This window comes from Variovorax sp. 01T432 (assembly GCF_056398605.1).
On the sequence record NZ_JBFTPS010000034.1, the window covers coordinates 53275 to 76878 of the forward strand.

Genomic DNA, 23604 nt, shown 5'->3' on the forward strand with positions numbered 1-23604 from the left:
CCGGCTCGCCGGCTCGCCGGCTCAGGACTGCGGCACGTACATGTAGCCCGCGTTGCGCACGGTCCGGATGCAGCGCGGCTCGCCCCCGGGGTCGGGCTCGACCTTGCGCCGCAGCCGGCCGATGCGGATGTCGATGGAGCGGTCGAAGGGCTCCCATTCGCGGTTGCGGGTGTGCACGAGCAGCTGGTCGCGCGACAGCACCCGGTTCGGGTTGGCAAGAAAGACACGCAACAGGTCGAACTCCATCGCGGTCATGGCGACCTCTTCGCCTCCAGCATCGAACAGGCGACGCGCGCCGACATCGAGCTCGCAGCGGCCGAAGCGCTGGCGGCCGGGCCCGGCGCCTGCCTGGGCCGGCGCCCCGGCCGCCGGCCGGGCCTGGACGCGGCGCAGCACGCTCTTCAGGCGGGCCAGCAGCTCGCGTGGGTCGAAGGGCTTGGCCAGATAGTCGTCGGCCCCGACCTCCAGGCCCACCACACGGTCGATCACGTCGCCGGAGGCCGTCACCATGATGATGGCGAGGTCATAGCGCTCGCGCAGGTACTTGGCGAGCACCAGGCCGTCCTCGCCCGGCAGGCGGATGTCGAGCAGCACGACGTCGGGCAGCTCGTGCTCGATGCGCGCGCGCATCTGCGTCCCGCTGTCGGCCTCGCCGATGGCGTAGCCGTGGCCTTGGAGATACTCGCGCAGCATCGATCGGACGGACGGGTCGTCGTCGACGATCAACACGCGCGTGTGCTGGGTCATGCGACGGATTCTGCCGCCGCGGCGGCCTGCCGCACAACCCGCTCGCCGCGCGGGGTCTTCGACGGCCTCAGGCGGCGGCGCCGGCCCCGGCCCCGAGCGCGTCGCACAGCACGGCGCGCAGGCGTTCGGCATCGATCGGCTTGGCCAGGGCCGCGCGCACGCCGCCGCGCGCGAGTTCCTCGGCGTCGAAGATCGAGGCGTTGCCGCTGACCAACAGCACCGGCAGCTCGGGGCGCAGGGCGCGCACCCGCGAGGCCAGCTGCAGGCCCGTCATCTGCGGCATGGTCTGGTCGGTGATCAGCAGCGCCGCGTCGTGCGCCGGGTCTTCCAGCCATGACAGCGCTTCCAGCGGCTCGCGCTGGAGCCGAGCCTCCAGGCCCCAGCTCGCGAGCCGCTCGACCAGGAAGTCTCCGACCATCGGATCGTCCTCCACCACCAGCACACGGCCGCGCAGGGCGGGCGCCGCGGCCGCCCTGCGGGCCACCGGTGCGGCGGACGGGTGGGCCGCCGAGGCGGCGCGCGGCAGCGTGACGGAGAACACCGAGCCGACGCCCGGCTGGGTGCGCACCCGCACGTGCCCGCCGTGGTCATGGACGATCCCGTGCACCATCGCCAGGCCCATGCCGGAGCCGCGGCCCGGGGCCTTGGTCGAGAAGAAGGGGTCGAAGATGCGCTCCAGCAGCTCGGGCGCGATGCCGCAGCCGCTGTCGGCGACGCTGAGCTCGACCCAAGGCCCGCCGCCGACCAGCGCGCGGCAGGACGCGCACTGCCAGCCCGCGCGGTCGTGCGTGCGCAGCTTGACCTGGATGCGGCCGGCGCCATCGAGCGCGTCGCGGGCGTTGATGCAGAGGTTGAAGAGCACCTGCTCCAGCTGCACCGGATCGGCGGTGACGCAGGGCGACAGCGCGTCGTCCTCCACGACGGCGTCGAGCGCGTCGCCGCTGCCCTCCAGCACCACCGAGGACGGCAGCGTCGCGCGCAACAGCCGCAGCGTCTGCTGCACCAGCGGCGCCATGTCGATCACGCGGCGGTCTCCGCGCTGGCGCCGCGCGAAGGCCAGCATCTGCGCGATAAGGTCGCGGGCGCGCTGCGCCGCGAGATGGGCCTGGCCCAGCTGCCGGACCAGCGCCGCGTCGGCGATGGCCTCGGCGCGTTCCTCGCCGAGCACGAGGTAGCCGATGATGCTGGTGAGGATGTTGTTGAAATCGTGCGCGATGCCGCCGGTGAGCTGGCCGATCGCCTCCATCTTCTGCGCCTGGCGCAGTTGCGCCTCGAGGGCGGTGCGCGCGGTCTCGGCCGTGCGGCGCGCGCTGATGTCGCGCAGGTGGCTCACGAAGATGCTGCCCTCGGGCGCCTCCGCCACGCTGACCGCCAGCTCGACCGGGATCTCCGCGCCGCTGGCGGTGAGCGCCGTGGTCTCCACCAGCCGCCCCAGCATCGGGCCGGTGCCGGTCTCGGGATACTCCCGCAGCCAGCGCCGGTGGGCTTCGCGGCGACGCTCGGGAATGAGCACCTGGGCCAGCGGCCGGCCGAGCACATCCTCGCGGCGAAAGCCCAGCACACGCTCGGCGGCGGCATTGAACTCGACGATGCGGCCCTGGCCGTCCATGTCGATCACGCAGTCGAAGGCCGCCTCCACGGTGGCGCGCAACCGGGCCTCGCTGCGCTGCAGCGCGCGCTCGCGCTCCAGCCGCTCGGTGATGTCGCGGGTGAAGGCGAGGATGCGGCGCTGGCCACCGAGCGTCGCGGGCTTGAGGCGCACCTCGTCCCAGTGCATGCTGCCGTCCTTGTGGCGGCTGTGCCATTCGAAGGGCGCGCAGGGGCCGAGCTTGGCCTGCTCGATCATGCGCATGCCCTGCTCGCCGGTGTAGGGCGGCACGCCGGAGCTGATCTCGGCCAGGGACAGGCGGATCAGCTCCGCATGGCTGTAGCCGTAGGTCTCGCAGGCCTTGGGGTTGACGTCGATGATCTCGCCGGTGTTCCAGTCGTGGATGAAGATCGCGTCCTCCGCGGTGTCGAAGATCGCCCGGTAGCTCGCCTCCGAATGCTGCAGCGCCTCGCTCGCGGCCAGGCGCTCGACTTCGGCGGCGGCGCGCACGGCGAAGATCTTGAGCATGGATTCCACGCGGTCCGCCTGCGCCAGCGGCTTGCGCGAGATGACGCTGATGATGCCCAGCGGCTTGCCGTCGAGCGCGAGCAGGGGGTAGCCCGCATAGGCGGCGGCGCACAGCGTCTTGATGTCGTCGTCGTCGGGAAAGCGGGCCTGCACGTCGTCCGGATAGGCGCGGTACTGCTGGCCGAGGACGGTCTCGCAGGGCGTGCCGGCGATCGGATAGCTCAGGTTGCACTGCAGCTGGCCATCCTGGTACATGGCGAGCATGTGCAGCTGCTCCGGCTCCCCCTCCTCGTAGCGAGCGACGAAGGCGATCTCGACATGCAGGAGGGTGGCGAGCAGCTTCACCAGCTCGCCGAACACCGTGCCGCTGCGCGCGCTCGACACGGCGAGCGCCGTCGAGCGCAGCACCTCGTCGGTGCGCGTGCGCTCGATCTCGGCGGCCGCGCGGCCGGCAACGATCTTGAGCATCGCCTCCGCATGCGCGGCATCCCCCGCGGCGATGGGCTCGCGGCCCATCGCGACCAGCAGGCCCAGCGCGGCGCCCGCGCTGTCGCTGAGCGGGAAGGCGGCATACGAGTCCATGCCGGCGGCGGCGAAGGGCGAGTCCGATGCGAACTCCGCCGCCAGGCCGCCGGCCAGGTAGCGGAACTCGTGGGCGACGATCAGCGCGCAGGCGCTGCCTTCGATGGGGTGCTCGTACCTGGAAATGACCCTGCCGTCGACCCTCGCGGCCAGCGTCTGGAGCGAGCCGGGGTTGTCGTCGTCGAACACCGCAATGCAGACCACGGCGGCATCGAGCGCCTCGGCGAGTTCGTGCACCAGCGTGTCGAACAGGCCGGGGCCGCCCGGGTGCGCGACCGCCAGCGCCACCCGGCGCAGCGACTGGAGCTGCGCCGACAGGCGGGCCGCCGCCGCCGTGTCCGTCGTCGTCATCGTCGATGTCGATGCAGCGTCGCGCATGGCGCCAGTCTAGGCCGGCGCGCGCCGGCCCGGGGCCGTGATTTCCCCGCCGATACACGGCGGATACATCAGGGTTGCACGGGCGGGAACGCGCAGCGAAACCGCTACCTTCGCGCCGCCGCGGGACATGCGGCGGATACCGGCGCCTTCGAAGCTCTGCCTCATTGGTCCCGGCATGGGGCCGCGAGTCCCAGGAGCAAGCCGTGCAGCCGTCGATGTCCGCCCTTTCGCAGTCCCTGCCCTTCGCCCGGCTCGGGCACGCCTACTGGCGCCTGCGCGCCCTGCTGGTGATCCTGCCGTGGCAGCTGCGCACGCCCCTGTCGCGCCCGCTGCTGGCCTGCCGGCCCGGGCTCGGGCAGGCGCTGGGGCACCTGACGGGCTACCTGATGGCTGCGCTGATGGCCTCCAGCTGAGCCGCTTTGTATGCCCGTGTATCGGCCGCGGCCCATGTACACGCGCATACAAGAAGGCCCCCCGCATGACACACCCCGCATACATGCCGCCAATCCAATGGACCCGTCGCCGGCCGCGCACCCTCGCGCGGCCGGGCGATCAGATCCTCAACCGAATCCAAAGGAACGCACATGACCGAAGAAGTCAATCGTCAACGCCGAAATTTCCTGGGCAGCGCGGCCGCAAGCCTCGCTGTCGCCGAGCTGGCATTCGCGGGTGTTGCCCACGCCGAAAACAGCCCCCCCGCGAAGCCCGCCGCCGGCGCCCCCGCCCCCTTGCAGAAGCTCGGACCGATCAGGCAGATCAAGGCCGGCGAGCTCGATGTCGGCTACTACGAGGCCGGGCCGGCCGATGGCATTCCGGTGCTGCTGATGCATGGCTACCCCTACGACATCCACAGCTACGCCGACGTCGCGCAGATCCTCGCGGCCAAGGGCTGCCGCGTGATCGTGCCCCACCTGCGCGGACACGGCAGCACGCGCTTCCTCGACGCCGCGGCGCCGCGCAACGCCCAGCAGGCCTCGGTGGCGCTCGACCAGATCGCCCTGCTCGATGCCCTCGGGATCGACCGCGCCGTGATGGTCGGCTACGACTGGGGCGCGCGCACGGCCTGCGTTCTCGCGGCGCTCTGGCCCGAGCGCTGCCTGGGCATGCTGTCGGCAGGCGGCTACATCATCACCAACCTCGCGGCCAACAAGCACCCGCTGCCCGCGAAGGCCGAGCATGACTGGTGGTACCAGTACTACTTCGCCACCGAGCGCGGCGTCGAGGGCCTGACGGCGAACCGGCGCGACATCGCGCGAATCCTGTGGACCACCAACTCGCCGAAGTGGAACTACGACGACGCCACCTTCAACCGCGCCGCCGAATCCTTCGACAACCCGGACTACGTGGCGATCGTGATTCACAACTACCGCTGGCGCCTGGGCCTCGCGCAGGGCCAATCGAAGTACGACGAATACGAGAAGCGGCTGGCCACGGCGCCGGTGATCCCGGTTCCCGCCATCACCATGGACGGGAGCTCCAACGGCATCGCGCCGGCCACCGATGGCAAGGCCTACGCCGCGAAGTTCAGCGGCCCGCGCACGCACCTGATCGTGAATGCCGGCCACAACGTTCCGCAGGAAGCGCCGCAGGCCTTTGCCGACGCGGTCTGGACGCTCGCCTCCGCGCGTCGCTGACGCGCGTTCAGGTGCGCCCCAGCACGGCCGGCCCGGGCACGGCGGCCGTGCTCGCGACGCGCCGGGCGATGCGCCGGTAGGCCAGCTCCGCCAGCCCGAGCGCGATGGCGATGAAGAAGGCGCCGAACAGGCCCAGGTGGTACTTGTCGATGAAGGTGACGCCGAAGGCACCCAGGACGCCCGACACCGAGACCCCGATGTAGATGGCCGCGGAGTTCAGGCCCATGAGCAGCGGCGCCATCGTGGGCGCGATGCCCAGCAGGCGATGCTGCTGCGGCACCAGCAGGCCCCAGCCGCAGACGCCCCAGACGACCAGCGCGAGCACCGCCGTCGCGAGGTGCGCGCTGCTCCAGGGCAGCAGCGCGAAGTCGACGGCGGCCAGCAGGATCGCGGCGTTGATGATGCGCCGGCTGCCGAGCCTGTCGGTGAGCCGGCCCGCGATGATGTTGCCCGCCGTGGCGGCGATGCCCCAGACGAAGAGCAGCGCGGCCAGCACGTTGCCGTCGCCGTGGGTCACCCTGTCGAAGGTCACGCCCACGTAGGTGTAGACGATGAACAGCCCGCCGTAGGCTGTGAGCGTGGTCAGCAGGGTCAGCGCGACCCGGCCGTCGGCCAGCGGCGCCAGCCGCTCGCGCAGGCTCACCGGCGGCGGCGAAGGCACCTGCGGCAGCAGCGCCCAGATGCCCACCGCGGAGGCCAGGCCCAGCGCGGAGACGAACCACATCGTGACGCGCCAGTCGCCCAGACCGCCCAGGACGGTGCCGATGGGCGAGCCGAGCGCGGTCGCGCTGGTCAGGCCGGCGATGACGATGGCAAGCGCCCGCCCCCGCTGCTCCGCCGGCACCAGCGAGGCGCCGGTGGCGGTGGCCGTCGGGCTGAACATGGCGGCGCCGAGGCCGGCCACCAGTCGGCTGGCGAAGACCAGCGCCAGCGTGGGCGCCAGCGCCGTCATCACGTTGCCGACGATGAACACGGCAAGCCCGCTCAGGAGCAGCCGCTTGCGCGGCCAGTGCGCCGCCAGGGCAGCCACGACGGGCGACAGCAGCGCATAGGAAATGGCGTAGAGCGTGACCATCTGGCCGACGAGGGCGACGGACACGTTCAGCGAATGCGACACCAGCGGCAGGATGCCCGCCACCACGAAGCTGTCGGTGCCGATGGCGAACATGCCGAGCGCGAGAACGATGAGGCGGCGATCCATCGGGGTTACTCCTGGTCCTTGCGTGCGCAAGGCGTTGAAACATAGTTGCTTGACGAAACTATAACGCAAGGTAGTTGCGTCACGCAACTCGAAAGTGATAGAACCCTCCCATGTACCGAAAGACCTTCACCGGATTCGACTGCTCGATCGCCCGCGCCCTGGACCAGGTCGGGGAGTGGTGGAGCCTGCTCATCGTGCGCGAATGCACGCTGGGGACGAGCCGCTTCGACGAGTTCCAGCGGCGCCTGGGCATCGCCCGCAATGTGCTGACCAAGCGCCTGAACCACCTGTGCGAACAGGGCATCCTCGCCAAGGTGCCGGTGGGCGAAGGCGAACGCTTCTTCCAATACCAGCTCACGCCCAAGGGCGAGGCGCTCTACCCCGTGCTGGTGGCGCTGCTGCAGTGGGGCGACCGCTGGGCCGGCACCGGCGAGGGCGGGCCGACCCGCCTGGTCGACGAGCACACCGGCAAGCCGGTGGAATGGATGGGGCCGCGCTCGGAGGGCGGCCCGGTCCTCGGCTTCCGGGACATCCGGCTGGAGGCCACCGACCTGGCGGCAGACAGCACGCGCGACGTGGTCGCGAGCCGCAACCGCATCATCCTCGGAACAGGCGCCGCGGCGGCGACGGCGCCGGCTCCCGCCGCTCCTCAGGAACGCGCGAAGGCGAAGCCGCGTCCCGGCGCGGCGGCCAGCAAGCGGCGTGTGTAGTCCTGCTGCGGCGCGCTGAACACTTCCGCCACCGGACCCTGTTCCACGATGCGCCCCTGGTGCATGACGATCACGCGGTCGCAGATCTGGCTGGCCACGCGCAGGTCGTGCGTGATGAAGAGGATGCCGACGGCGGTGGCGCGCTGGATCTCATCGAGCAGGTCGAGGATCTGCGCCTGCACCGAGACATCGAGCGCCGACACCGCCTCGTCCGCCACCAGGATCTTCGGCTCGCAGGCGAGCGCGCGCGCGATCGAGATGCGCTGGCGCTGCCCGCCCGAGAACTCGCTCGGATAGCGGCGCAGCACTTCGGGCTTGAGCCGCACGAGGCGCATCAGCTCCTCGGCGCGCTTCCAGGCCTGCGCATGCGGCACACCGAAGTTGAGCGGCCCCTCGATGATCGAGGCGCCCACGGTCTGGCGCGGATTGAGGGAGCGGTACGGGTCCTGGAAGATCATCTGCACGTCGCGCCGGAACGGCGAGAGCATGCGCCCGCGCAGGTGCGCCACCGAGCGCCCGTTGGCGTGGATGTCGCCGGCGCTCGGCTCGATGAGGCGCGCGATGCAGCGCGCCACGGTCGACTTGCCCGAGCCCGATTCGCCCACGATGCCCACCGTCTCCCGGGCCCGCACCGAGAGCGAGACTTCGTGGACGGCCCGAACCTGCCTGCGCCTGCCGGGCCACGAGCCGGTGACGTAGGTCTTGCTGACCTGCTTCGCCTCCAGCAGCGCGGGGCCGTCGGCCACCGGCGGCCGCGCGCTCGTCGCGAGTTCGGGCACCGCCGCCAGCAGCATGCGCGTGTAGGGCTCGCGCGGCTGCGTCAGCACCTGGTGCTTGTCGCCGCGCTCGATCATCCGGCCCAGCTGGAGCACGACGACCTCGTCGGCGATCTCGGCCACCACGCCGAAATCGTGCGTGATGAACAGCACCGCCGTGCCGTTCTCGGTCTGCAGTTCGCGGATCAGCTTGAGGATTTCCGCCTGCGTCGTGACGTCCAGCGCGGTGGTGGGTTCATCGCAGATCAGCAGCGCGGGCTTGAGGATCAGCGCGATGGCGATCACGATGCGCTGCCGTTGGCCGCCCGAGAGCTGGTGCGGGTATGACGCGTAGATGCGCTCCGGCTCCGGCAGGCGCACGCGCGCCATGATGTCGAGGATCGCGCGGCGGCGCGCGGGCCGGTCCATCTTCACGTGCCGCATCAGCATCTCGTCGATCTGGTCGCCGCAGGTCATGACGGGATTGAGCGCGGTCATCGGCTCCTGGAACACCATGGCCATCGAGGGGCCGCGAAGGGCGCGGAAGTCGGACTGCGCCGCGCCAATCAGCTCCCTGCCCTGCAGCTGGATGGAGCCGCGGGTCGGCACGAGCGCGGCGGGCAGCAGACCCATCACCGCGTTGGCGATGATCGACTTGCCCGAGCCCGACTCGCCGAGCAGGCACACGATCCGCCCGGGCGCGACGTCGAAGGAGATGCCCTGCACGGCATGCGGGCGGTCCGCGCCGGGCGGAAGCGAGATCGCGAGATCGCGCACGGAAAGCACTGGAGGCATGGACATGTTCAATTCCCGCGCTTGTTGAATTTCGGGTCGAGCGTGTCGCGAAGACCATCGCCCATCACATTGACCGACAGCACGGTCAGGGCCAGGAAGATGCCGGGGAACAGCACGTTGTGCGGGAACTGGTTGAACTGCGAGCGTCCCTCCGCCATGATGTTTCCCCAGGTCGCCATCTCGGCGGGCAGGCCCACGCCGAGGAAGGACAGAATGGCCTCCACCAGGATGGCGGTGGCGCACACATAGGTGCCCTGGACGATCAGCGGCGCGATGGCGTTGGGCATGATGTGGCGCAGCATCAGCTTCCAGGTCGGCGTGTCGAGCGCGATGGCGGCCTCGACATAAGGCTCCTCGCGCACGCCGAGCACGACCGAGCGCACCAGCCGGGCCACGCGCGGAATCTCGGGCACCGCGATCGCGAAGACGACGGTGGCCAGCGTGCCGCCGAACAGCGCCACCAGGCTGACAGCGAACAGGATGCCCGGGATCGCCATCACGCCGTCCATGAGGCGCATGACCACGCTGTCGAAGCCGCGGAAGAAGCCGGCCACCAGGCCGACCACCAGCCCCGCCGCCAGCGCGAGCAGCGCCACGGCGATGCCCACGGTGATCGACACCCGCGCGCCGTAGAGCGCGCGGCTCCAGATGTCGCGGCCCAGGCTGTCGGTGCCCATGATGAACCAGTGCCGGATGACATCGCCGCTCAGGCTGTTGAATTCGCCGCGGGTGCCCGGCAGCAGGTTGCCGCTGCCCGGGTCCATGGCGGTGGGGTCGATGGTGCCGAGCCATGGCGCGAGGATGGCCATCGCGATCAGCACGCAGAGGGTGCCGCCGCCCAGGCGCACCGACGCGTTCGCGGTGACCCGGCGCCACAGGGGCCGGCGGCGCGGCGCCTGAGCTTCGGATGTCGCCGCGGCGACCGGGGCGGGAAGAAGGGTCGATTTCATGTCAGTTGCTCCATCGTGTTTGCCGCGCCCCGCGACGCATGAATCCGGCGTGGCACCATGCCGGGGATACCGCGGAACCGGCTTTGCCGGGCCGCCGGTATCGCCCCCATGAGGGGGAGGCGCCGCAGGCGCTTCGGGGGTGTTTCTTCCTAATACCGGATGCGTGGATCGAACACCAGGTAGCTGATGTCGACGAGGAGATTGACGCCCACGTAGATCACCGAGAAGAAGAGCGTGATGCCCTGGATCAGCGGGAAGTCGCGCGACAGCACGGCGTCCACCGTGAGCGAGCCCAGCCCCGGGATCGCGAACACCGACTCGGTCACGACCACGCCGCCGATCAGCAGCGCGATGCCGATGCCGATCACCGTGACGATCGGTATCGCCGCGTTGGCCAGCGCATGGCGCACCAGCAGGCGCACTTCCGAAATGCCCTTGGCGCGCGCCGTGCGGATGTAGTCCTCGGTCATGGCTTCGGCGACCGCCGCCCGCGTGACGCGCGCGATGAGGGCCACATAGACGATCGAGAGCGTGGTGGCCGGCAGCACCAAGCTGCGCAGCCACGGGCCGATCCCCTCCCCGATGCGCGCGTAGCCCTGCACCGGCAGCCATTGCAGTCGCAAGGCGAAGAACCAGATCAGCAGGTAGCCGATGACGAAGGCCGGGATCGAGAAGCCGAGCGCCGAGAAGCCCATCAGCATGCGGTCGAGCCAGCCGCCGTGCCGCCAGGCGGCGAGCACGCCCAGCGGCACCGCGATCAGCACCGTCAGCACCAGGGTGAGGCAGGCCAGCGCGATGGTCGGCTCGATGCGCTGGCCGATGAGCTCGGTGACCGGCTTCTTGGTGAAGAAGGATTCGCCGAGGTCGCCGTGCACCAGCTTCCAGCTCCAGCGGCCGAACTGCACCGGCAGCGATTCCGTGAGGCCCAGGTTGCTGCGCACCTGCAGCAGGTTCTCGGCGCTGGCGTTGTCGCCGACGATGGCCGCGGCCGGATCGCCGGGCGCGAGCCGCGTCATGAGAAACACGATCAGCGCGACCACGACGAGCACGGGCAAGGTGGCGGCAAGGCGCCGCAGGAGGAAGAAGAACATGGCGTGTCCTGTCCCGGCTCAGCTCTTGGTGATGCCCCAGAACACACCGACCGGCGAGGTCACGACACCGCTGATGACGCCCTTGCGCACCGCCGTCACCTGCTTGTACTCGCCCAGCGGCGCGAGCACCGCGGCGTCATACACCCGCTCCTGGATGCGGGTGGCCAGCGTCTTGCGCTGCGCGTCCGTCGTCGCGGCCAGGAACTCGTTCTTGAGCCCTTCGAGCTGCTCGTCGGTGGTCCAGCCGAACCAGCCCTTCTCGCCATTGCCGGTGATGGGCGCATAGAACAGCGGGTTGATGTTGTCGGGCAGGTTCCAGCCGGTCATGAAGGCATTCCAGCCGCCCTGGGTGGACGGGTTCTTCATGGCGCGCCGCGAGACCAGCGTCGGCCAGTCCATGGACTGCAGGTCGACGTTGAAGCCGACCTGCTTGAGCAGGGCTGCCATCACGGGCGGAAACTTGTTGAGCACGGCGAAGTTCGCCGGGAACAGCAGCACCACCGGCTCGTTCCTGTAGCCCGCTTCCTTGAGCAGGGCCCGGGCCTTCTCGATCTGCGGCTTGCCGGTGAAGTAGGAGGTCTTGTCCGACCAGTAGGGGGTGCCCGTGGGATAGATCGAGGGGTTGGTGTTGTAGAGGTCATGGTCGACCATCTGGGCGCGCATCAGCGCCTCCTGGTTCACCGCCATGAGCGCCGCCTGGGCGATCTTCACGTTGTTGAACGGCGGCACCAGGCGGTTGAGGTGCAGGTCGAAGGAACCCTTGGGCACCAGGTTCGCGAACTCGATCTTCGGGTTGTTCTTGAGCGAAACATACTGTTCGGCCGGAAGCCACTCGATCAGGTCGACCTCGCCGTTGGCGATGGCATTGGCCTGCGTCTGCGCATCGTTGAGCACCACCCATTCCATGCGGTCGACCTTCACCACCTTGCCGCCGGCGGTGCCGGAGGCGGGCTCCTTGCGCGGCACGTACTTGGTGTTCTTGACGTAGACGATGCGCTCGCCGGGGCGGTACTCGTCGGCCTTGAAGATGAAGGGGCCCGAGCCGATGGTGCTCGATATCTGCTGGTCGGGCGGCGTCTCGGCCACGCTCTTGGGCATGATGAAGGGCGGTACCGATGCCGGCTTGGAGAGCGCCTCCAGCACCAGCGAGAACGGCTCCTTGAAGGTCATGACGAAGGTCTTGTCGTTCTTCGCCTCGAAGCTCGCGAGCGCGGCCATCATCCGCTGGCCCAGCGTGTCGCGCTGGCCCCAGCGCTTGATCGACTGGATCACGTCGGCCGAGGTCACGGGCTTGCCGTCGTGGAAGGCCAGTCCCTCGCGCAGCGTGAAGGTCCAGACCCTCGCGTCGGCGCTGCTGCCGTAGTCGCCCACCATCTGCGGCTGGACCTTGCCCTGCGCGTCCACGCCGAACAGCGTGTCGTAGATCGCATAGCCGTGGTTGCGGGTGACGAAGGCGGTGGTCCAGATCGGATCGAGGATCTTCAGGTCGGACTGCGGGACCACGCGCAGCACCTTGGCCTCCTCGGCCGGTGCCGGCGCCGCCGCGCAAACCATCAACGCGCCGAGCAGCAGGCTCGCGAGGGACTTCTTGATCATCATGGAGGGACTCCTTGGAGGGCTAGATGGAGCGTGCGTCGTCCACCTGGGCGATCAGCTCGATTTCGAGACAGGCGCCAAGGGGAAGCTGCGCAACGCCGAATGCGCTTCGTGCATGGAGCCCCCTGGCCCCGAACACTTCGGCGAAGAGATCACTGGCACCGTTGGTGACGAGGTGCTGTTCCGTGAAGTCGGCGCTCGACGAGACCAGGCTCGTCAGCTTGACGATGCGCACGACCGCGTTGAGATCGCCCGTGGCGGCCTGCAAGGTGGCGAGCAGATCGATGGCCACGGCCCGCGCGGCCGCGATGCCCTGCAGCGTCTGCATGCCTTCGCCGAGCCGGCCGGTCCAGACCTGGCCGTCGGCGCGGGCCAGGTGACCGGACAGATGGATCATGTTTCCGGCGCGCGCGAAGGGCGCGTACGACGCCGCCGGCGCCGCGGCCTTGGGCAGCTCGATGCCGAGCGCCTCGAGCTTGTCGTAGACGTCCCCGGCCTCGGGCGCGAAGGCCGGGCCGTTGGGCTTGGTGCGCAGGCCCTTCCGGAGCTTCTTCCAGGGCAGCTGCGCCGGATCGGCGATGAAGGGTCCCGGCGAGCGCGCCACCAGGATCTCCTCGGCGATGGCGGCGAAGTCGGCACGGAAGTGCACCGAGCTCTTGTTGACGAGGATCTTCATCTCCTCGGGCTGGATGCCGACCGTGCGGTACATGTTGCGGTCCAGCAGCTGCGCCTTGGCCGAGCTCACCGCGATGCGCACGCCGTCGATGCGCAGGCAGGCCATCGGCCCCATGTCGGCCTCCTTGCCGTTCATCATCGGACCGCCGTAGACGAACTTGCCGTCGGAGAGCGCTTCGACCAGGCAGGTGGCCTGGAGCGGCTCGTCGCCCTCGACCTGCGGGCATCCGCCCAGACCGATCTCGATGCGCGCGCCGACACCCGCCTCGTGCGCCGCGGCGGCGGCGGCCGGGTCGCAGATGAGGCCGATGGCCGCGTCCGTGGCGCCCATCTTCAGCAGCGTCCTGAGCATGCCGGTGGTGTTGGAGTCGCCGCCCACGCCGGGGTTGTCCTGGGTGTCCGCGATGATCACCGGGCGGCGCGCCGTGCGCGCGACCTGCATTGCCCGCCGCACCGCCGCCTCGGGCTCGTCGAACTGAACCGCCCATTGGTCTTCCGGCTGGGACACGCGCGAGAACAGCGCGTCGACCGCCTCTTCGAGCCGCGCCTTGTCGAAGCCATGGCCCCACACGACCGGTCCGCACTCCGCGAAATCGGCCGCGGGGAATCCCGGCGTGAAGGACAGCGAGAGCACGCCCCTGGGCTCCAGCGCCTCGAGCAGGTCGTAGATGCCGCGCGCGGGCTGCATCATGGTGGACATGCTGTTCACCGGAATCAGGAAGGGCAGCCGCCGCACCACCCGATGCGCCGGCTGGTCGGTGCCCATCAGGTCCAGCAGGAGCTGGCCGGCCCTGCGGCCCGTATCGGCCATGTCGATGTGCGGGTAGCTGCGGTAAGCCACCGCGCCGTCGGCCAGCGAGAGCATCTGCCCCGTGACGTTGGCATGCGAGTCGAGGGAGATGACGATCTTCATCCTGCTGCCCACCACCGCGCGGATGCGTGCCAGCAGTTCGCCTTCGCCGTCGTCCAGGTGCTGCGCGACCATGGCGCCGTGGAGGTCGAGGTAGATGGCATCGAACGATGCCGTCTTCACGGCTTCCACGATTTCGCCGGCGATGCGCTCGTAGGCATCGGTCGTGACGTGGGCCGAGGCGCCCGCGCCGGCCCAGATGACGGGCGTGACGGTATGGCCGTTCTCGCGCACGCGCTGGATGAAGCCGCTGATGGGCAGGTTGACGTTCAGCAGGTCGAAGATGTCTTCACCGCGCGCGAGGCCGGGAAAGTCTTCGCCGTTGACGAAGCTGCCATAGCTGGCCATGGTGGGAGCGAAGGTGTTGGTCTCATGCTGGAAACCGGCGACGAGGATGTTCAAGGGAGGCCTTCTTGCAAACGGGTTTCTCGGGCATCGCCGCGCGCCTGGAGGCAGTCACGGCTGCTGTTCGGGGCGATTGTTTGATGTAGCATGAGTTCGAGCAATAGCAATTTTTTGACTACTTCGTTGCCTGTTGAGCAACACTCTCCCAAGCGAAGACCATGCGGGAAATCAACCAGAAGCGGCTGCGTTACTTTCACGAGGTGCTGGTGCACGGCTCGATCCGCGGGGCCGCGGACGCGCTCAATACGGCGCCCTCCGTCATCACCCGGCAGGTGGCCTTGCTGGAGGAGGAACTGGGGCTGGTGCTGTTCGAGAGACAGGCGCGAGGCGTGGCGCCGACCGATGCCGCCTTCCACCTCCTCGAATACTGGCGAGGCTGCCAGGCCCACCAGGAACAATTGACGGAACGCCTGCGCGCCATCGAATCGATGGAGGCGGGAAGCGTCAGGATCGTGGCGAGCGAAGGCTTCGTCGACGGCCTGCTGGAACAGATCGTCGCGCCCTTCTGCGAGGCGCATCCGAAGCTCTCCGTGATGCTCGATGCCCTGCCGGTGAACGCGCTGGTCGAGGAGATCGCGGACGACAGCGCCCATATCGGCCTGGCGTACAACCCGCAGCCCGATCCGCGACTGCATTTCGTCGCCAGCGCCGCGGCGCCCGCCAAGCTGCTGGTGCGCGCGGACCATCCGCTGACGCGCGTCGCCGGCCCTCTTCAGTTGCAGCAGATCATGGAGTTCCCGCTGGGCCTGATGCCGCCGGGCTACGGCGTCGGGCAGCTGGTGGAGCTGCTGGAGTACGCCGAGCACGTGAAGCTGCATCCGACGCTGCGCAGCAACTCGGTGGTCGGCCTCAAGCGGTTCGTGCGGTCCACGAACGGCGTGACCTTCATCGGCGCGGGGCTGGCTGCCGCGCCCGAGATCGAAGCGGGGCACCTCGTCGCGCTGCCGCTCTCCCACCCCCTTTGCAGGAAGGCGAAGGTGAGGCTGATCGTTCGCCAGGGACGACCGCTACCGGTCGCCGCGAGCAGATTGTTGATGGAGATCCAGCAGAAGTTCTCGGTCTTCAACGGCCGCTGAACCCCGCGCGCCTCACCAGCGCCCGTAGCGGGCCACGATGCCGCGCAGCAACGCGTCGCGCTCGGCGCCCAGGTGGTTGCCGCTGGCATCGCCCGAGGCGTCCTTGCCGACGGCCATGTGCACCAGCACAAGCTTCAGTTCGGGGTCCACGAAGATGGCCTGCCCATGGATGCCCAGCAGCGCGAAGCGGCGATGGCTGCCGGGCAGCAGCCAGGTCTGGAAGCCATAGCCGTAGTAGGTGCTGCCCTTGTTCTGCATGCGGCCGGGACGGAAGGCCTCGGGCTGGCGCGCGGGGTCCGTCATGTCGAGCAGGTAGTCCCTGGGAACCACGGGATGCCCCTGCGCCTCGCCGTCGTTGGCCATCATCCAGCCGAGGCGGGCGTAGTCGCGCACGGTGGCGTTGAAGGCACCCTGCGCCAGCTCCACCCGGTCCAGCGGATTCAGCAGCCAGGTGGCCTTGGCCTCGGCGCCCAGCGGCTGCCAGATCTTTTCATCCACGTAGTCGCACAGGGTGCGGCCCGTGGCGCCGCGCAGGACCAGGCCCAGCACTTCGGTCTGCGCGCCGCCGTAGTTGAAGCGCTGGCCCTGCGCGTCGGCCCGCTCGGTGATGCTGCCGACGGCACGGGCCACGCCGAGGCGGCGCATCGCGGCATTGAAGCGGGCGCGGTCGTCGTTCGCGGTGTAGTCCTCGACATAGCGGGCGCCCGAGGCCATGCGCAGCAGGTTGACGATGCGGGTTTCGCCATAAAGGGTGCCTGCCAGCTCGGGTGCGTAGGTGGCGGCGGTGTCCTCGAAGGAATGGATCAGCCCCTCTTCCTTCGCCTTGCCCAGGGCCAGCGCGACCACGGTCTTGGACATGGAATTGGAGAGCATGCGCATGGCGGGCGTGCGCTCGTAGTTGTAGCGCTCGGCCACGATCTCGCCGTCCTTGAGCACCAGCACTGCCGTGGCGCGCTGATGCTGCATGTAGTCGTCGAGCGTCAGCGTCTGGCCCTGGTAGCGGTATCGGAGCTCGGGTTCCGTCGGGGCTTTTCGCAGCGGGAGCGGAAGGGCCGCCGGCGCCAGGGCGCAGGAGGGGCCCAGGCTGTCCATCGCACTGTACGAACCCACGATGAAAGGCTCCTGGACGGCCTGGGCCAGGTTGCGGGCCGCCGGGTAGCCATGGGCCTTGCCCAGGCTGTCTTCATCGGGCGCGGCCGCGCTTGCCAGCGCGGTCAGGAGCAGCGCCAGGGGCAGGCAGGCCCGAAGGCGGCCGCCCGCGAAACTCATTCGTCGCCCCAGCGCCATCTCGGCGGTTCACCCTTGCGCAGGCAGACAGCGACGAGGACGAGGCTCAGGATCGCGGTGGCCGCCACGAAACGCACGGGGTCGCGGTCGGGCCGCCATGCCAGCGCCGCCAGCCCCAGCAGCGCGAAGTACAGGACCAGCACGGCCCAGCCTTGCCAGCAGGAGGGCACGCCCCATCCCCAGCCGTAGCGCTTCGCCGGGAACCAGTAGGCCTGCCCGGCCGGCATTTCGATCGGGTCTGGATTCTTCATGCGGCCTCCAGGGTCATGGTTGGCGTCGGTACGCGGTAGTGGTAGCGATAGAAATCCTCGAACCCCAGGCCGGCGTACAGGCGCCGCGCGGCCTCGTTCTGCTCGCGCACCTGCAGGTAGGCAGACGCCGCGCCCTCCTCGCCGCCCCACTGCAGCAGCGCGCGCATCAGCGTGCGCCCATGCCCGTGCCGGCGCCTGGAGGGGTCGACGACGATGTCGTAGAAGCCCACGGCCCCGCGCTCCAGCACCGCCAGGCCGAAGCCGATCGCTTCACCGCGCTCGCGCAGCGTGGCGAAGGCCGCGCGCATCGCGATGGAACGCACCATGCCATCGTGCACTTCACGCCGCCGGGGGTCGACCCCATTGGCGGCGGCAAAGCCGTCGAGCCAGGCCGTCAAGGGCGCGGACGCGATGTCCACCGACGGGCTGCCCGCCGCGCCCGCCAGGGAGGCACGCGTGACCTGCGTGGGGTCGAACAGCGCATAGCCCGCGGCCTCCAGTTCCCGGTCTGCCTCCGGGGGCGCCAGGGGCGACAGGCGAAAGACGGCCGGCAGGCCGTGCCGCGCGTACAGCGCCTCCGCCGCCGCGCGCACGCCCTCGAAGGAGGCGCCGGGCTCCACCGCATTGACCGAATTGGCACGCTTGGTGAAGCCGCCGGACAGGCGGAAGATCCACCCGCCGCGCAGCACGGTCTGGCGCGCGGGCCAGGCGTTGAAGGCGCGCTCTTCCAGGGCGCGGATCTGATTCATGTCCATGGCTAGGACAGCAGCCGCGTCAGCGCGTCCGGGTGCAAGGCCCAGCCCATGAGGCCCGACAGCCCCATCAGCACGCCGAAGAAGATCGGCACGCACGCCACCCAGTACAGCCACATGAGCTGCGTCAATGCCGTGACCGCCAGCATCGAGATGGCGATCGCCAGCGCCGCGTCGGACAGGTCGAACTGGTCGTCGCGGTAGTTCAACTGGTCGTAGAGCTTCTGGTCCTCCCCGGCCTGGACCCTGAGTTCGTCCTTGAGCTTCTTCTCGTTGGCCGCCCTGGCGTCATAGCGGGCGATGGCTTCGTCGTAGGCGGCCGCCTCGGCGGGAGGACGGCCGGCGCGCGCCAGGCGCAGCTGGACGGCGGCGGCCTCGGCAACGTCCTGGCGGATGTTGCGCGCCTGGTAGAAGCTCCAGTGATCGAGCTTGTCCGCCTGGGCCTGCTGCATCGCCTGCACGATGTTGTCGTCCTTGACCTTGCAGATGCCGATGAAGGTGGCCAGGATGGCCACCGTGATCGCCACCAGCGTGTTCAGGAACATGCTCTTGCGGTCGCCGCCCGCGCCCGGTTCCACGGGCTTGATCAATTCTTGCGTGTCGATTTCCATGGGCGGATTGTCTCGCAGGCGTCGATGGCGCTCGGCCCGATTTCAATCTTGGAACGGCCGCAGGAAGCGCCCGGAGCCCGGCTAGAGTCATCGAAGGGTCGCGCCTTCGCGCCGTGCCCGCCAAAACCGCAATCCGCATGTTCCTGATCTTCCTCGAAGGCTTCCTCACCTCCGCCGCATTGATCGTCGCCATCGGCGCGCAGAACGCCTTCGTGCTGCGCCAGGGTCTCAAGCGCGAGCATGTGCTTGCGGTGGTCCTGGTGTGCGGCCTGTCCGACGTGCTGCTGATCGCGCTGGGGGTGGCCGGCCTGGGCACGCTGGTGCAGGCGAGCCCCTTTCTGCTGGCCGTGGCGCGCTGGGGCGGCGCGGCCTTCCTGGTCGTCTATGGCGCGCAGGCGGCGCGGCGTGCCTGGGCGGGTGAACAGCTGGCCATGGAATCCACGGCGCCGCTGAGCCTGAAGGCCGCGCTGGCCGCCTGCCTGGGCTTCACCTATCTCAATCCGCACTGCTGGCTCGACACCGTGGTGCTGCTCGGCGCCATCTCGGCGCGGCAGCCCGACGGCGGGCGCTGGGTGTTCGGCGCCGGCGCGTGCAGCGCCAGCGTCGTCTGGTTCTTCGCCCTGGGCTACGGGGCGCGGCTGCTCGGCCCGCTGTTCACACGGGTCTTGGCGTGGCGCGTGCTCGACGCCGCCATCGCGCTGGTGATGTGGAGCATCGCCGTGTCGTTGTCGATGTCCGCCGGCTGAGCCGCGAGCTTGTCGCGTCGAAGCGGACTGAATGAAATGGACCGGATCCTTCGGCGCTCATCTGATGGAGCATCGCCTTTCCGATCGCGGGTTGGAGACGTTGTACGTCGCTGTTGTCATGGGCAGACCGATCACGATGCTTGTACGATCATTGAATGCCCTCGGGGACAGCACCAGCATCGGATGCATGTCCTTCATCTCTCGATCCACCTGCGGATTGAAGTCGATCCAGATGATGTCTCGTCGCTCAGGAACCCAAGGCGCGCGCGCAACCGGCGCGGCCAGTCGCACGGCCAAGCCGTTGCCCCACTCTTGCACTGTCTGCTCGGCTTTGATCGCTATCGCACCCACGACGCATCTCCTTGAACGAGGCCCACTTAAATGGCTCCGCGCACAGGTGCAGGCGCTCTTCGCGGGTCACCCGCACGGAGTGCAAGCGAGCGCGCGGTCGAGTGCCAAGACCCACTCAACCCTGCGCCGGCCCCGCCTCGAGAATGGTCGACAGGTCATCCCGCGTGCCCTCCAGCTGCACCATGGTGGCCTGCCTCGCGCCCAGCGGGTCGCGGTTGAGCAGGGCCGTCAGGATGGCCTTGTGCCGGGGCAGCGAAAGCGCATGGGTGTCGGGGTGCTTGCTGCTGAGCTTGATCGATTCGCGAAGGGCCAGGTTCAGCATGTTGCCGATGTAGGCCAGCAGGTCGTTGCCGGTCGCCTCCGCGATGCGTCGGTGGAAGGCCAGGTCGGGCTCCAGCAGTTCCTCGGGCGTCGTGGCCGCTTCCATGCCGGCGTAGGCATCGGCGATGCGCTGCAACTGCGTCTGGTCGGCCATCTTGGCCGCGAGCGCGGCGGCCGCCGGCTCGAAGACCCGCCGCACGGTGAGCAGGGTGTCGACGAACTCGGCCTCCGGCTTGGCCTGGATCAGCCAGTACAGCACGTCGGGGTCGAGCAGGTGCCACTCGTTGCGCGGCCGCACGATCGCCCCCGCCTTCTGCTTCGTCACCACCAGGCCCTTGGCCACCAGCACGCGCGTGGCCTCGCGCAGCACCGGCCGGCTGACCTCGTAGCTGGCCAGCAAGGCCGCCTCCGGCGGCAGCCTGTCGCCGGGCTTGAGCGCGCCCGAGACGATGCGCATGCCCAGATCGTGAACGATCCGCGCGTGCATGCTCTTGCGCTCGCGCGGTTTGCGGTAGTCGGTATTGCCGGTGGCGGCCTTCAGGTCCAAGAAGCCCCCTTTGTGCTGAAGTTCGTCGGAAGCTATCACAGGGATCCGGGCCACTCGTGAATGAACTCGAGCGTCGTGCGCACTCAATGCGAGTGCCGCGGCACGACCGAGCCGCGCGAGCCCACGAGAAAGTCGAAGTCGCAGCCCTCGTCGGCCTGCAGCACGTGCTCGACGTACAGCATGCGGTAGCCGCTGCTGTCGGCCGGGTCGGGCCGCTGCGCGGCGCGCCACTCGTCCAGGCGCGCGGCGAGTTCGGCCTCCGGCACGTCCAGATGCAGGCGGCCTTCGAAGGCGTCCAGCTCGATCCAGTCGCCTTCCCGCACGACCGCCAGCGGTCCGCCGGCACGCGCCTCGGGCGACACATGCAGCACCACGGTGCCGTAGGCCGTCCCGCTCATGCGCGCATCGGAGATGCGCACCATGTCCGTCACGCCCTGCGCCAGCAGCTTGGGCGGCAGGCCCATGTTGCCGACTTCGGCCATGCCGGGGTAGCCCTTGGGCCCGCAGTTCTTGAGCACCATCACCGAGTCGGCCGTGATGTCGAGCGCCGGGTCGGCAATGCGCGCCTTGTAGTCCTCGAGGTTCTCGAACACCACCGCCCTGCCCCGGTGGCGCAGCAGGCCGGCGGTCGCGGCCGAGGGCTTGAGCACGGCGCCGCGCGGCGCGAGGTTGCCGCGCAGCACGTGGATGGCGCCGTCGGCGGCCAGGGGCCTGTCGAGCGGGCGGATCACCTCTTCATTGTAGATCGGCGCGTCCTTGACGTTCTCCCACAGCGTCTTGCCGTTGGCCGTCAGCGCATCCGGATGCGGCAGCAGGCCCGCGTCGCCGAGGCGGCGATGCACCGCCGGCAGGCCGCCCGCGTAGTAGAAGTCCTCCATCAGGAAGCGGCCCGAGGGCATCAGGTCGACCAGGGTCGGCGTGCCGCGGCCGATGGCGGTCCAGTCGTCGAGTTCGAGCTTCACGCCGATGCGCCCGGCGATGGCCTTCAGGTGGATCACGGCGTTGGTCGAGCCGCCGATCGCGGCGTTGGTGCGGATGGCGTTCTCGAAGGCCTCGCGCGTCAGCAGCTTCGACAGCCGCAGGTCCTCGCGCACCATTTCGACCATGCGCATGCCCGACATGTGGGCCAGCACGTAGCGCCTGGCATCGACGGCCGGAATGGCCGCGTTGTGCGGCAGCGTGACGCCGAGCGACTCGGCCATGCAGGCCATGGTCGAGGCCGTGCCCATGGTGTTGCAGGTGCCCGCGGAGCGCGACATGCCGGCCTCGGCCGACATGAACTGGTGCAGCGTGATGGTGCCCGCCTTCACCTGCTCGGACAGCTGCCACACGGCGGTGCCCGAGCCGATGTCGCGCCCCTCATGCTTGCCGTTGAGCATGGGGCCGCCCGTCACGGCGATGGCCGGGATGTCGCAGCTCGCCGCGCCCATCAGCAGGGCGGGCGTGGTCTTGTCGCAGCCCACCAGCAGCACCACGCCGTCGATCGGGTTGCCGCGGATGGCTTCCTCCACGTCGATGCTCGCCAGGTTGCGCGTGAACATCGCGGTCGGGCGCAGGTTCGACTCGCCATTGGAGAACACGGGGAATTCGACCGGGAAGCCGCCCGCCTCGAAGACGCCCTGCTTCACATGCTCGGCGATCTTGCGGAAGTGCGCGTTGCAGGGCGTGAGCTCGGACCAGGTGTTGCAAATGCCGATGATCGGCTTACCCTGGAATTCGTGATCCGGGATGCCCTGGTTCTTCATCCAGCTGCGGTACATGAAGCCGTTCTTGTCCGCGGTTCCGAACCATTCGGCAGAGCGCAACTTCACTTTCGGCTGAGACATCGGAACCTTCTTGCGTTTGGGAGGAGCGGATTTTAAGTATGACTTTATATTGATTAATCCTAGGGAAATCCCCTAAATCAGGGCACATGAAGCACTTTTAGTATTACTAAATAAATCCCAGAGATGAAGACCATGACCAACTTCGCCAGCTATCCCAGCCTCGTGGACCGCACCGTGCTCATCACCGGGGGCGCGACCGGCATCGGCGCCACCCTGGTCGAGCAATTCGCCGCGCAGGGCGCGCGCGTGGGCTTCCTCGACATCGATCGCGACGCGGGCGAAGCGCTCGCGCAGAAGCTTTCGGACGCCGCGCATCCGCCGCTCTTCGCGGCCGCCGACCTGACGGAGATCCACGAGCTCGACGACGCCCTGGACCAGGTGCGCGAGCATTTCGGTCCGATCACGGTGCTGCTCAACAACGCGGCCAACGATGTGCGCCACAGCATCGAGGAGACGACGCCGCTGTCGTGGGACAAGGGCATCGCCGTCAACCTGCGCCATCAGTTCTTCGCCGCGAAGAAGGTGCTGCCCGACATGAAGGCCGAGGGCGGCGGCTCGATCGTCAACTTCGGCTCCATCAGCTGGATGCTCAAGCAGGGCGGGATGCCGGTCTACACCGCCGCCAAGGCCGCCGTGCAGGGCCTGACCCGCAGCCTCGCCAGAGACCTGGGGCCTTTCAACATCCGCGTCAACACGCTGGTCCCGGGCTGGGTGATGACGCCCAAGCAGCTGCGGCTGTGGGTGGACGACAACGCGCGCGCGGACATCGCGCGCGGCCAGTGCATCAACCAGCCGCTGCTGCCCGAGCACATTGCGCGCATGGCGCTGTTCCTCGCATCGGACGACAGCGCCATGTGCACGGCGCAGGACTACATCGTCGATGGCGGCTGGGTCTAGACACACGCACACACACATCACTCGAAGATCAATTCATGAGCCATCACCCGTCTGCGCGCTACAAGGGCCTGTTCCCCGTCGTTCCCACCACCTTCACCGAAAGCGGCGAGCTCGACCTCGCGAGCCAGAAGCGTTGCGTGGACTTCATGATCGATGCCGGCTCCAACGGCCTGTGCATCCTCGCGAACTTCTCCGAGCAATTCCTGCTGTCGGACGACGAGCGCGAGATCCTCACGCGCGCGGTCCTCGAGCACGTGGCCGGCCGCGTGCCGGTGATCGTGACGACCACGCATTTCAGCTCCAGGGTCTGCGCCGAGCGCAGCCGCCGCGCGCAGGACATGGGCGCGGCGATGGTGATGGTCATGCCGCCCTACCACGGCGCGACCTTCCGCGT

22 protein-coding genes are annotated in these 23604 nt (G+C 69.1%); 7 read left to right on the forward strand and 15 right to left on the reverse strand.

Annotated features, from left to right (window positions below; translation table 11 throughout):
- Nucleotides 1–21: 21 nt before the first annotated feature.
- Nucleotides 22–747 carry a response regulator gene (locus tag AC1DNF_RS23305; protein WP_478151010.1) on the reverse strand — a complete coding sequence of 242 codons (726 nt, stop codon included), beginning with the start codon at nucleotides 745–747 and terminating at the stop codon, nucleotides 22–24.
- A gap of 67 nt (nucleotides 748–814) precedes the next feature.
- Complete coding sequence (locus tag AC1DNF_RS23310) at nucleotides 815–3823, reverse strand: hybrid sensor histidine kinase/response regulator (RefSeq protein WP_478151011.1); 3009 nt, start codon at nucleotides 3821–3823, stop codon at nucleotides 815–817.
- A gap of 215 nt (nucleotides 3824–4038) precedes the next feature.
- Between AC1DNF_RS23310 and AC1DNF_RS23315 the strand changes: the two genes are divergently transcribed.
- Nucleotides 4039–4236: a hypothetical protein gene (locus tag AC1DNF_RS23315; protein ID WP_478151012.1), complete on the forward strand. Its 198-nt coding sequence runs from the start codon at nucleotides 4039–4041 to the stop codon at nucleotides 4234–4236.
- 171 nt (nucleotides 4237–4407) lie between these two features.
- On the forward strand, nucleotides 4408–5457 hold the full coding sequence (locus AC1DNF_RS23320) for an alpha/beta fold hydrolase (RefSeq protein ID WP_478151013.1): 1050 nt from the start codon (nucleotides 4408–4410) through the stop codon (nucleotides 5455–5457).
- Nucleotides 5458–5464: 7 nt separating this feature from the next.
- Here AC1DNF_RS23320 and AC1DNF_RS23325 read toward each other — a convergent pair whose 3' ends face one another.
- Nucleotides 5465–6658 carry an MFS transporter gene (locus AC1DNF_RS23325; RefSeq protein ID WP_478151014.1) on the reverse strand — a complete coding sequence of 398 codons (1194 nt, stop codon included), beginning with the start codon at nucleotides 6656–6658 and terminating at the stop codon, nucleotides 5465–5467.
- A gap of 110 nt (nucleotides 6659–6768) precedes the next feature.
- Between AC1DNF_RS23325 and AC1DNF_RS23330 the strand changes: the two genes are divergently transcribed.
- Nucleotides 6769–7368: a winged helix-turn-helix transcriptional regulator gene (locus AC1DNF_RS23330; protein WP_478151015.1), complete on the forward strand. Its 600-nt coding sequence runs from the start codon at nucleotides 6769–6771 to the stop codon at nucleotides 7366–7368.
- On the opposite strand, the gene AC1DNF_RS23335 is transcribed toward AC1DNF_RS23330, so the two are convergent.
- From AC1DNF_RS23335 to AC1DNF_RS23355, 5 genes are all read right to left on the reverse strand, one after another.
- Entirely contained in the window at nucleotides 7308–8924 is a 1617-nt protein-coding gene (locus AC1DNF_RS23335) for an ABC transporter ATP-binding protein (protein WP_478151016.1), read from the reverse strand. The two genes, AC1DNF_RS23330 and AC1DNF_RS23335, sit on opposite strands and share 61 nt — an antisense overlap.
- Nucleotides 8925–8926: 2 nt before the next feature.
- Nucleotides 8927–9868 carry an ABC transporter permease gene (locus AC1DNF_RS23340; protein ID WP_478151017.1) on the reverse strand — a complete coding sequence of 314 codons (942 nt, stop codon included), beginning with the start codon at nucleotides 9866–9868 and terminating at the stop codon, nucleotides 8927–8929.
- A gap of 149 nt (nucleotides 9869–10017) precedes the next feature.
- On the reverse strand, nucleotides 10018–10959 hold the full coding sequence (locus AC1DNF_RS23345) for an ABC transporter permease (RefSeq protein ID WP_478151018.1): 942 nt from the start codon (nucleotides 10957–10959) through the stop codon (nucleotides 10018–10020).
- Between the two features lie 18 nt (nucleotides 10960–10977).
- Nucleotides 10978–12558: an ABC transporter substrate-binding protein gene (locus tag AC1DNF_RS23350; RefSeq protein WP_478151019.1), complete on the reverse strand. Its 1581-nt coding sequence runs from the start codon at nucleotides 12556–12558 to the stop codon at nucleotides 10978–10980.
- Nucleotides 12559–12577: 19 nt separating this feature from the next.
- A complete protein-coding gene (locus AC1DNF_RS23355) occupies nucleotides 12578–14542 on the reverse strand; it encodes an Atu1372/SO_1960 family protein (RefSeq protein ID WP_478151020.1) in 1965 nt (654 codons plus the stop codon).
- A 161-nt stretch (nucleotides 14543–14703) separates the two neighbouring features.
- On the opposite strand from AC1DNF_RS23355, the gene AC1DNF_RS23360 reads away from it, so the two are divergent.
- Entirely contained in the window at nucleotides 14704–15621 is a 918-nt protein-coding gene (locus tag AC1DNF_RS23360; protein WP_478151021.1) for a LysR substrate-binding domain-containing protein, read from the forward strand.
- A 12-nt stretch (nucleotides 15622–15633) separates the two neighbouring features.
- Here AC1DNF_RS23360 and AC1DNF_RS23365 read toward each other — a convergent pair whose 3' ends face one another.
- From AC1DNF_RS23365 to AC1DNF_RS23380, 4 genes are read right to left on the reverse strand one after another with little or no spacing between them, the layout of a single operon-like run.
- A complete protein-coding gene (locus AC1DNF_RS23365) occupies nucleotides 15634–16890 on the reverse strand; it encodes a serine hydrolase domain-containing protein (RefSeq protein WP_478151022.1) in 1257 nt (418 codons plus the stop codon).
- Entirely contained in the window at nucleotides 16887–17159 is a 273-nt protein-coding gene (locus tag AC1DNF_RS23370) for a hypothetical protein (protein WP_478151023.1), read from the reverse strand. The genes AC1DNF_RS23365 and AC1DNF_RS23370 overlap by 4 nt, the downstream gene beginning before the upstream one ends.
- On the reverse strand, nucleotides 17156–17908 hold the full coding sequence (locus AC1DNF_RS23375; RefSeq protein ID WP_478151024.1) for a GNAT family N-acetyltransferase: 753 nt from the start codon (nucleotides 17906–17908) through the stop codon (nucleotides 17156–17158). Before AC1DNF_RS23375 ends, AC1DNF_RS23370 begins: the two co-directional genes overlap by 4 nt.
- Before the next feature lie 8 nt (nucleotides 17909–17916).
- Nucleotides 17917–18522, reverse strand: a complete 606-nt coding sequence (locus AC1DNF_RS23380; protein ID WP_478151025.1) for a DUF4337 domain-containing protein — start codon at nucleotides 18520–18522, stop codon at nucleotides 17917–17919.
- Between the two features lie 137 nt (nucleotides 18523–18659).
- Between AC1DNF_RS23380 and AC1DNF_RS23385 the strand changes: the two genes are divergently transcribed.
- Complete coding sequence (locus AC1DNF_RS23385; RefSeq protein WP_478151031.1) at nucleotides 18660–19268, forward strand: LysE/ArgO family amino acid transporter; 609 nt, start codon at nucleotides 18660–18662, stop codon at nucleotides 19266–19268.
- Nucleotides 19269–19325: 57 nt separating this feature from the next.
- On the opposite strand, the gene AC1DNF_RS23390 is transcribed toward AC1DNF_RS23385, so the two are convergent.
- The 3 genes from AC1DNF_RS23390 to AC1DNF_RS23400 all read right to left on the reverse strand — a co-directional run bounded on the left by AC1DNF_RS23390 (nucleotide 19326) and on the right by AC1DNF_RS23400 (nucleotide 22313).
- Nucleotides 19326–19619 carry a type II toxin-antitoxin system PemK/MazF family toxin gene (locus AC1DNF_RS23390; protein ID WP_478151026.1) on the reverse strand — a complete coding sequence of 98 codons (294 nt, stop codon included), beginning with the start codon at nucleotides 19617–19619 and terminating at the stop codon, nucleotides 19326–19328.
- A 115-nt stretch (nucleotides 19620–19734) separates the two neighbouring features.
- Nucleotides 19735–20427, reverse strand: a complete 693-nt coding sequence (locus tag AC1DNF_RS23395; RefSeq protein ID WP_478151032.1) for a FadR/GntR family transcriptional regulator — start codon at nucleotides 20425–20427, stop codon at nucleotides 19735–19737.
- Nucleotides 20428–20570: 143 nt separating this feature from the next.
- A complete protein-coding gene (locus tag AC1DNF_RS23400) occupies nucleotides 20571–22313 on the reverse strand; it encodes an IlvD/Edd family dehydratase (protein WP_478151027.1) in 1743 nt (580 codons plus the stop codon).
- A 132-nt stretch (nucleotides 22314–22445) separates the two neighbouring features.
- On the opposite strand from AC1DNF_RS23400, the gene AC1DNF_RS23405 reads away from it, so the two are divergent.
- Both AC1DNF_RS23405 and AC1DNF_RS23410 read left to right on the forward strand, forming a co-directional pair.
- Complete coding sequence (locus tag AC1DNF_RS23405; RefSeq protein ID WP_478151028.1) at nucleotides 22446–23210, forward strand: SDR family NAD(P)-dependent oxidoreductase; 765 nt, start codon at nucleotides 22446–22448, stop codon at nucleotides 23208–23210.
- 35 nt (nucleotides 23211–23245) lie between these two features.
- Nucleotides 23246–23604: dihydrodipicolinate synthase family protein (locus tag AC1DNF_RS23410; RefSeq protein ID WP_478151029.1), on the forward strand; the 359-nt coding region annotated here is incomplete at its 3' end.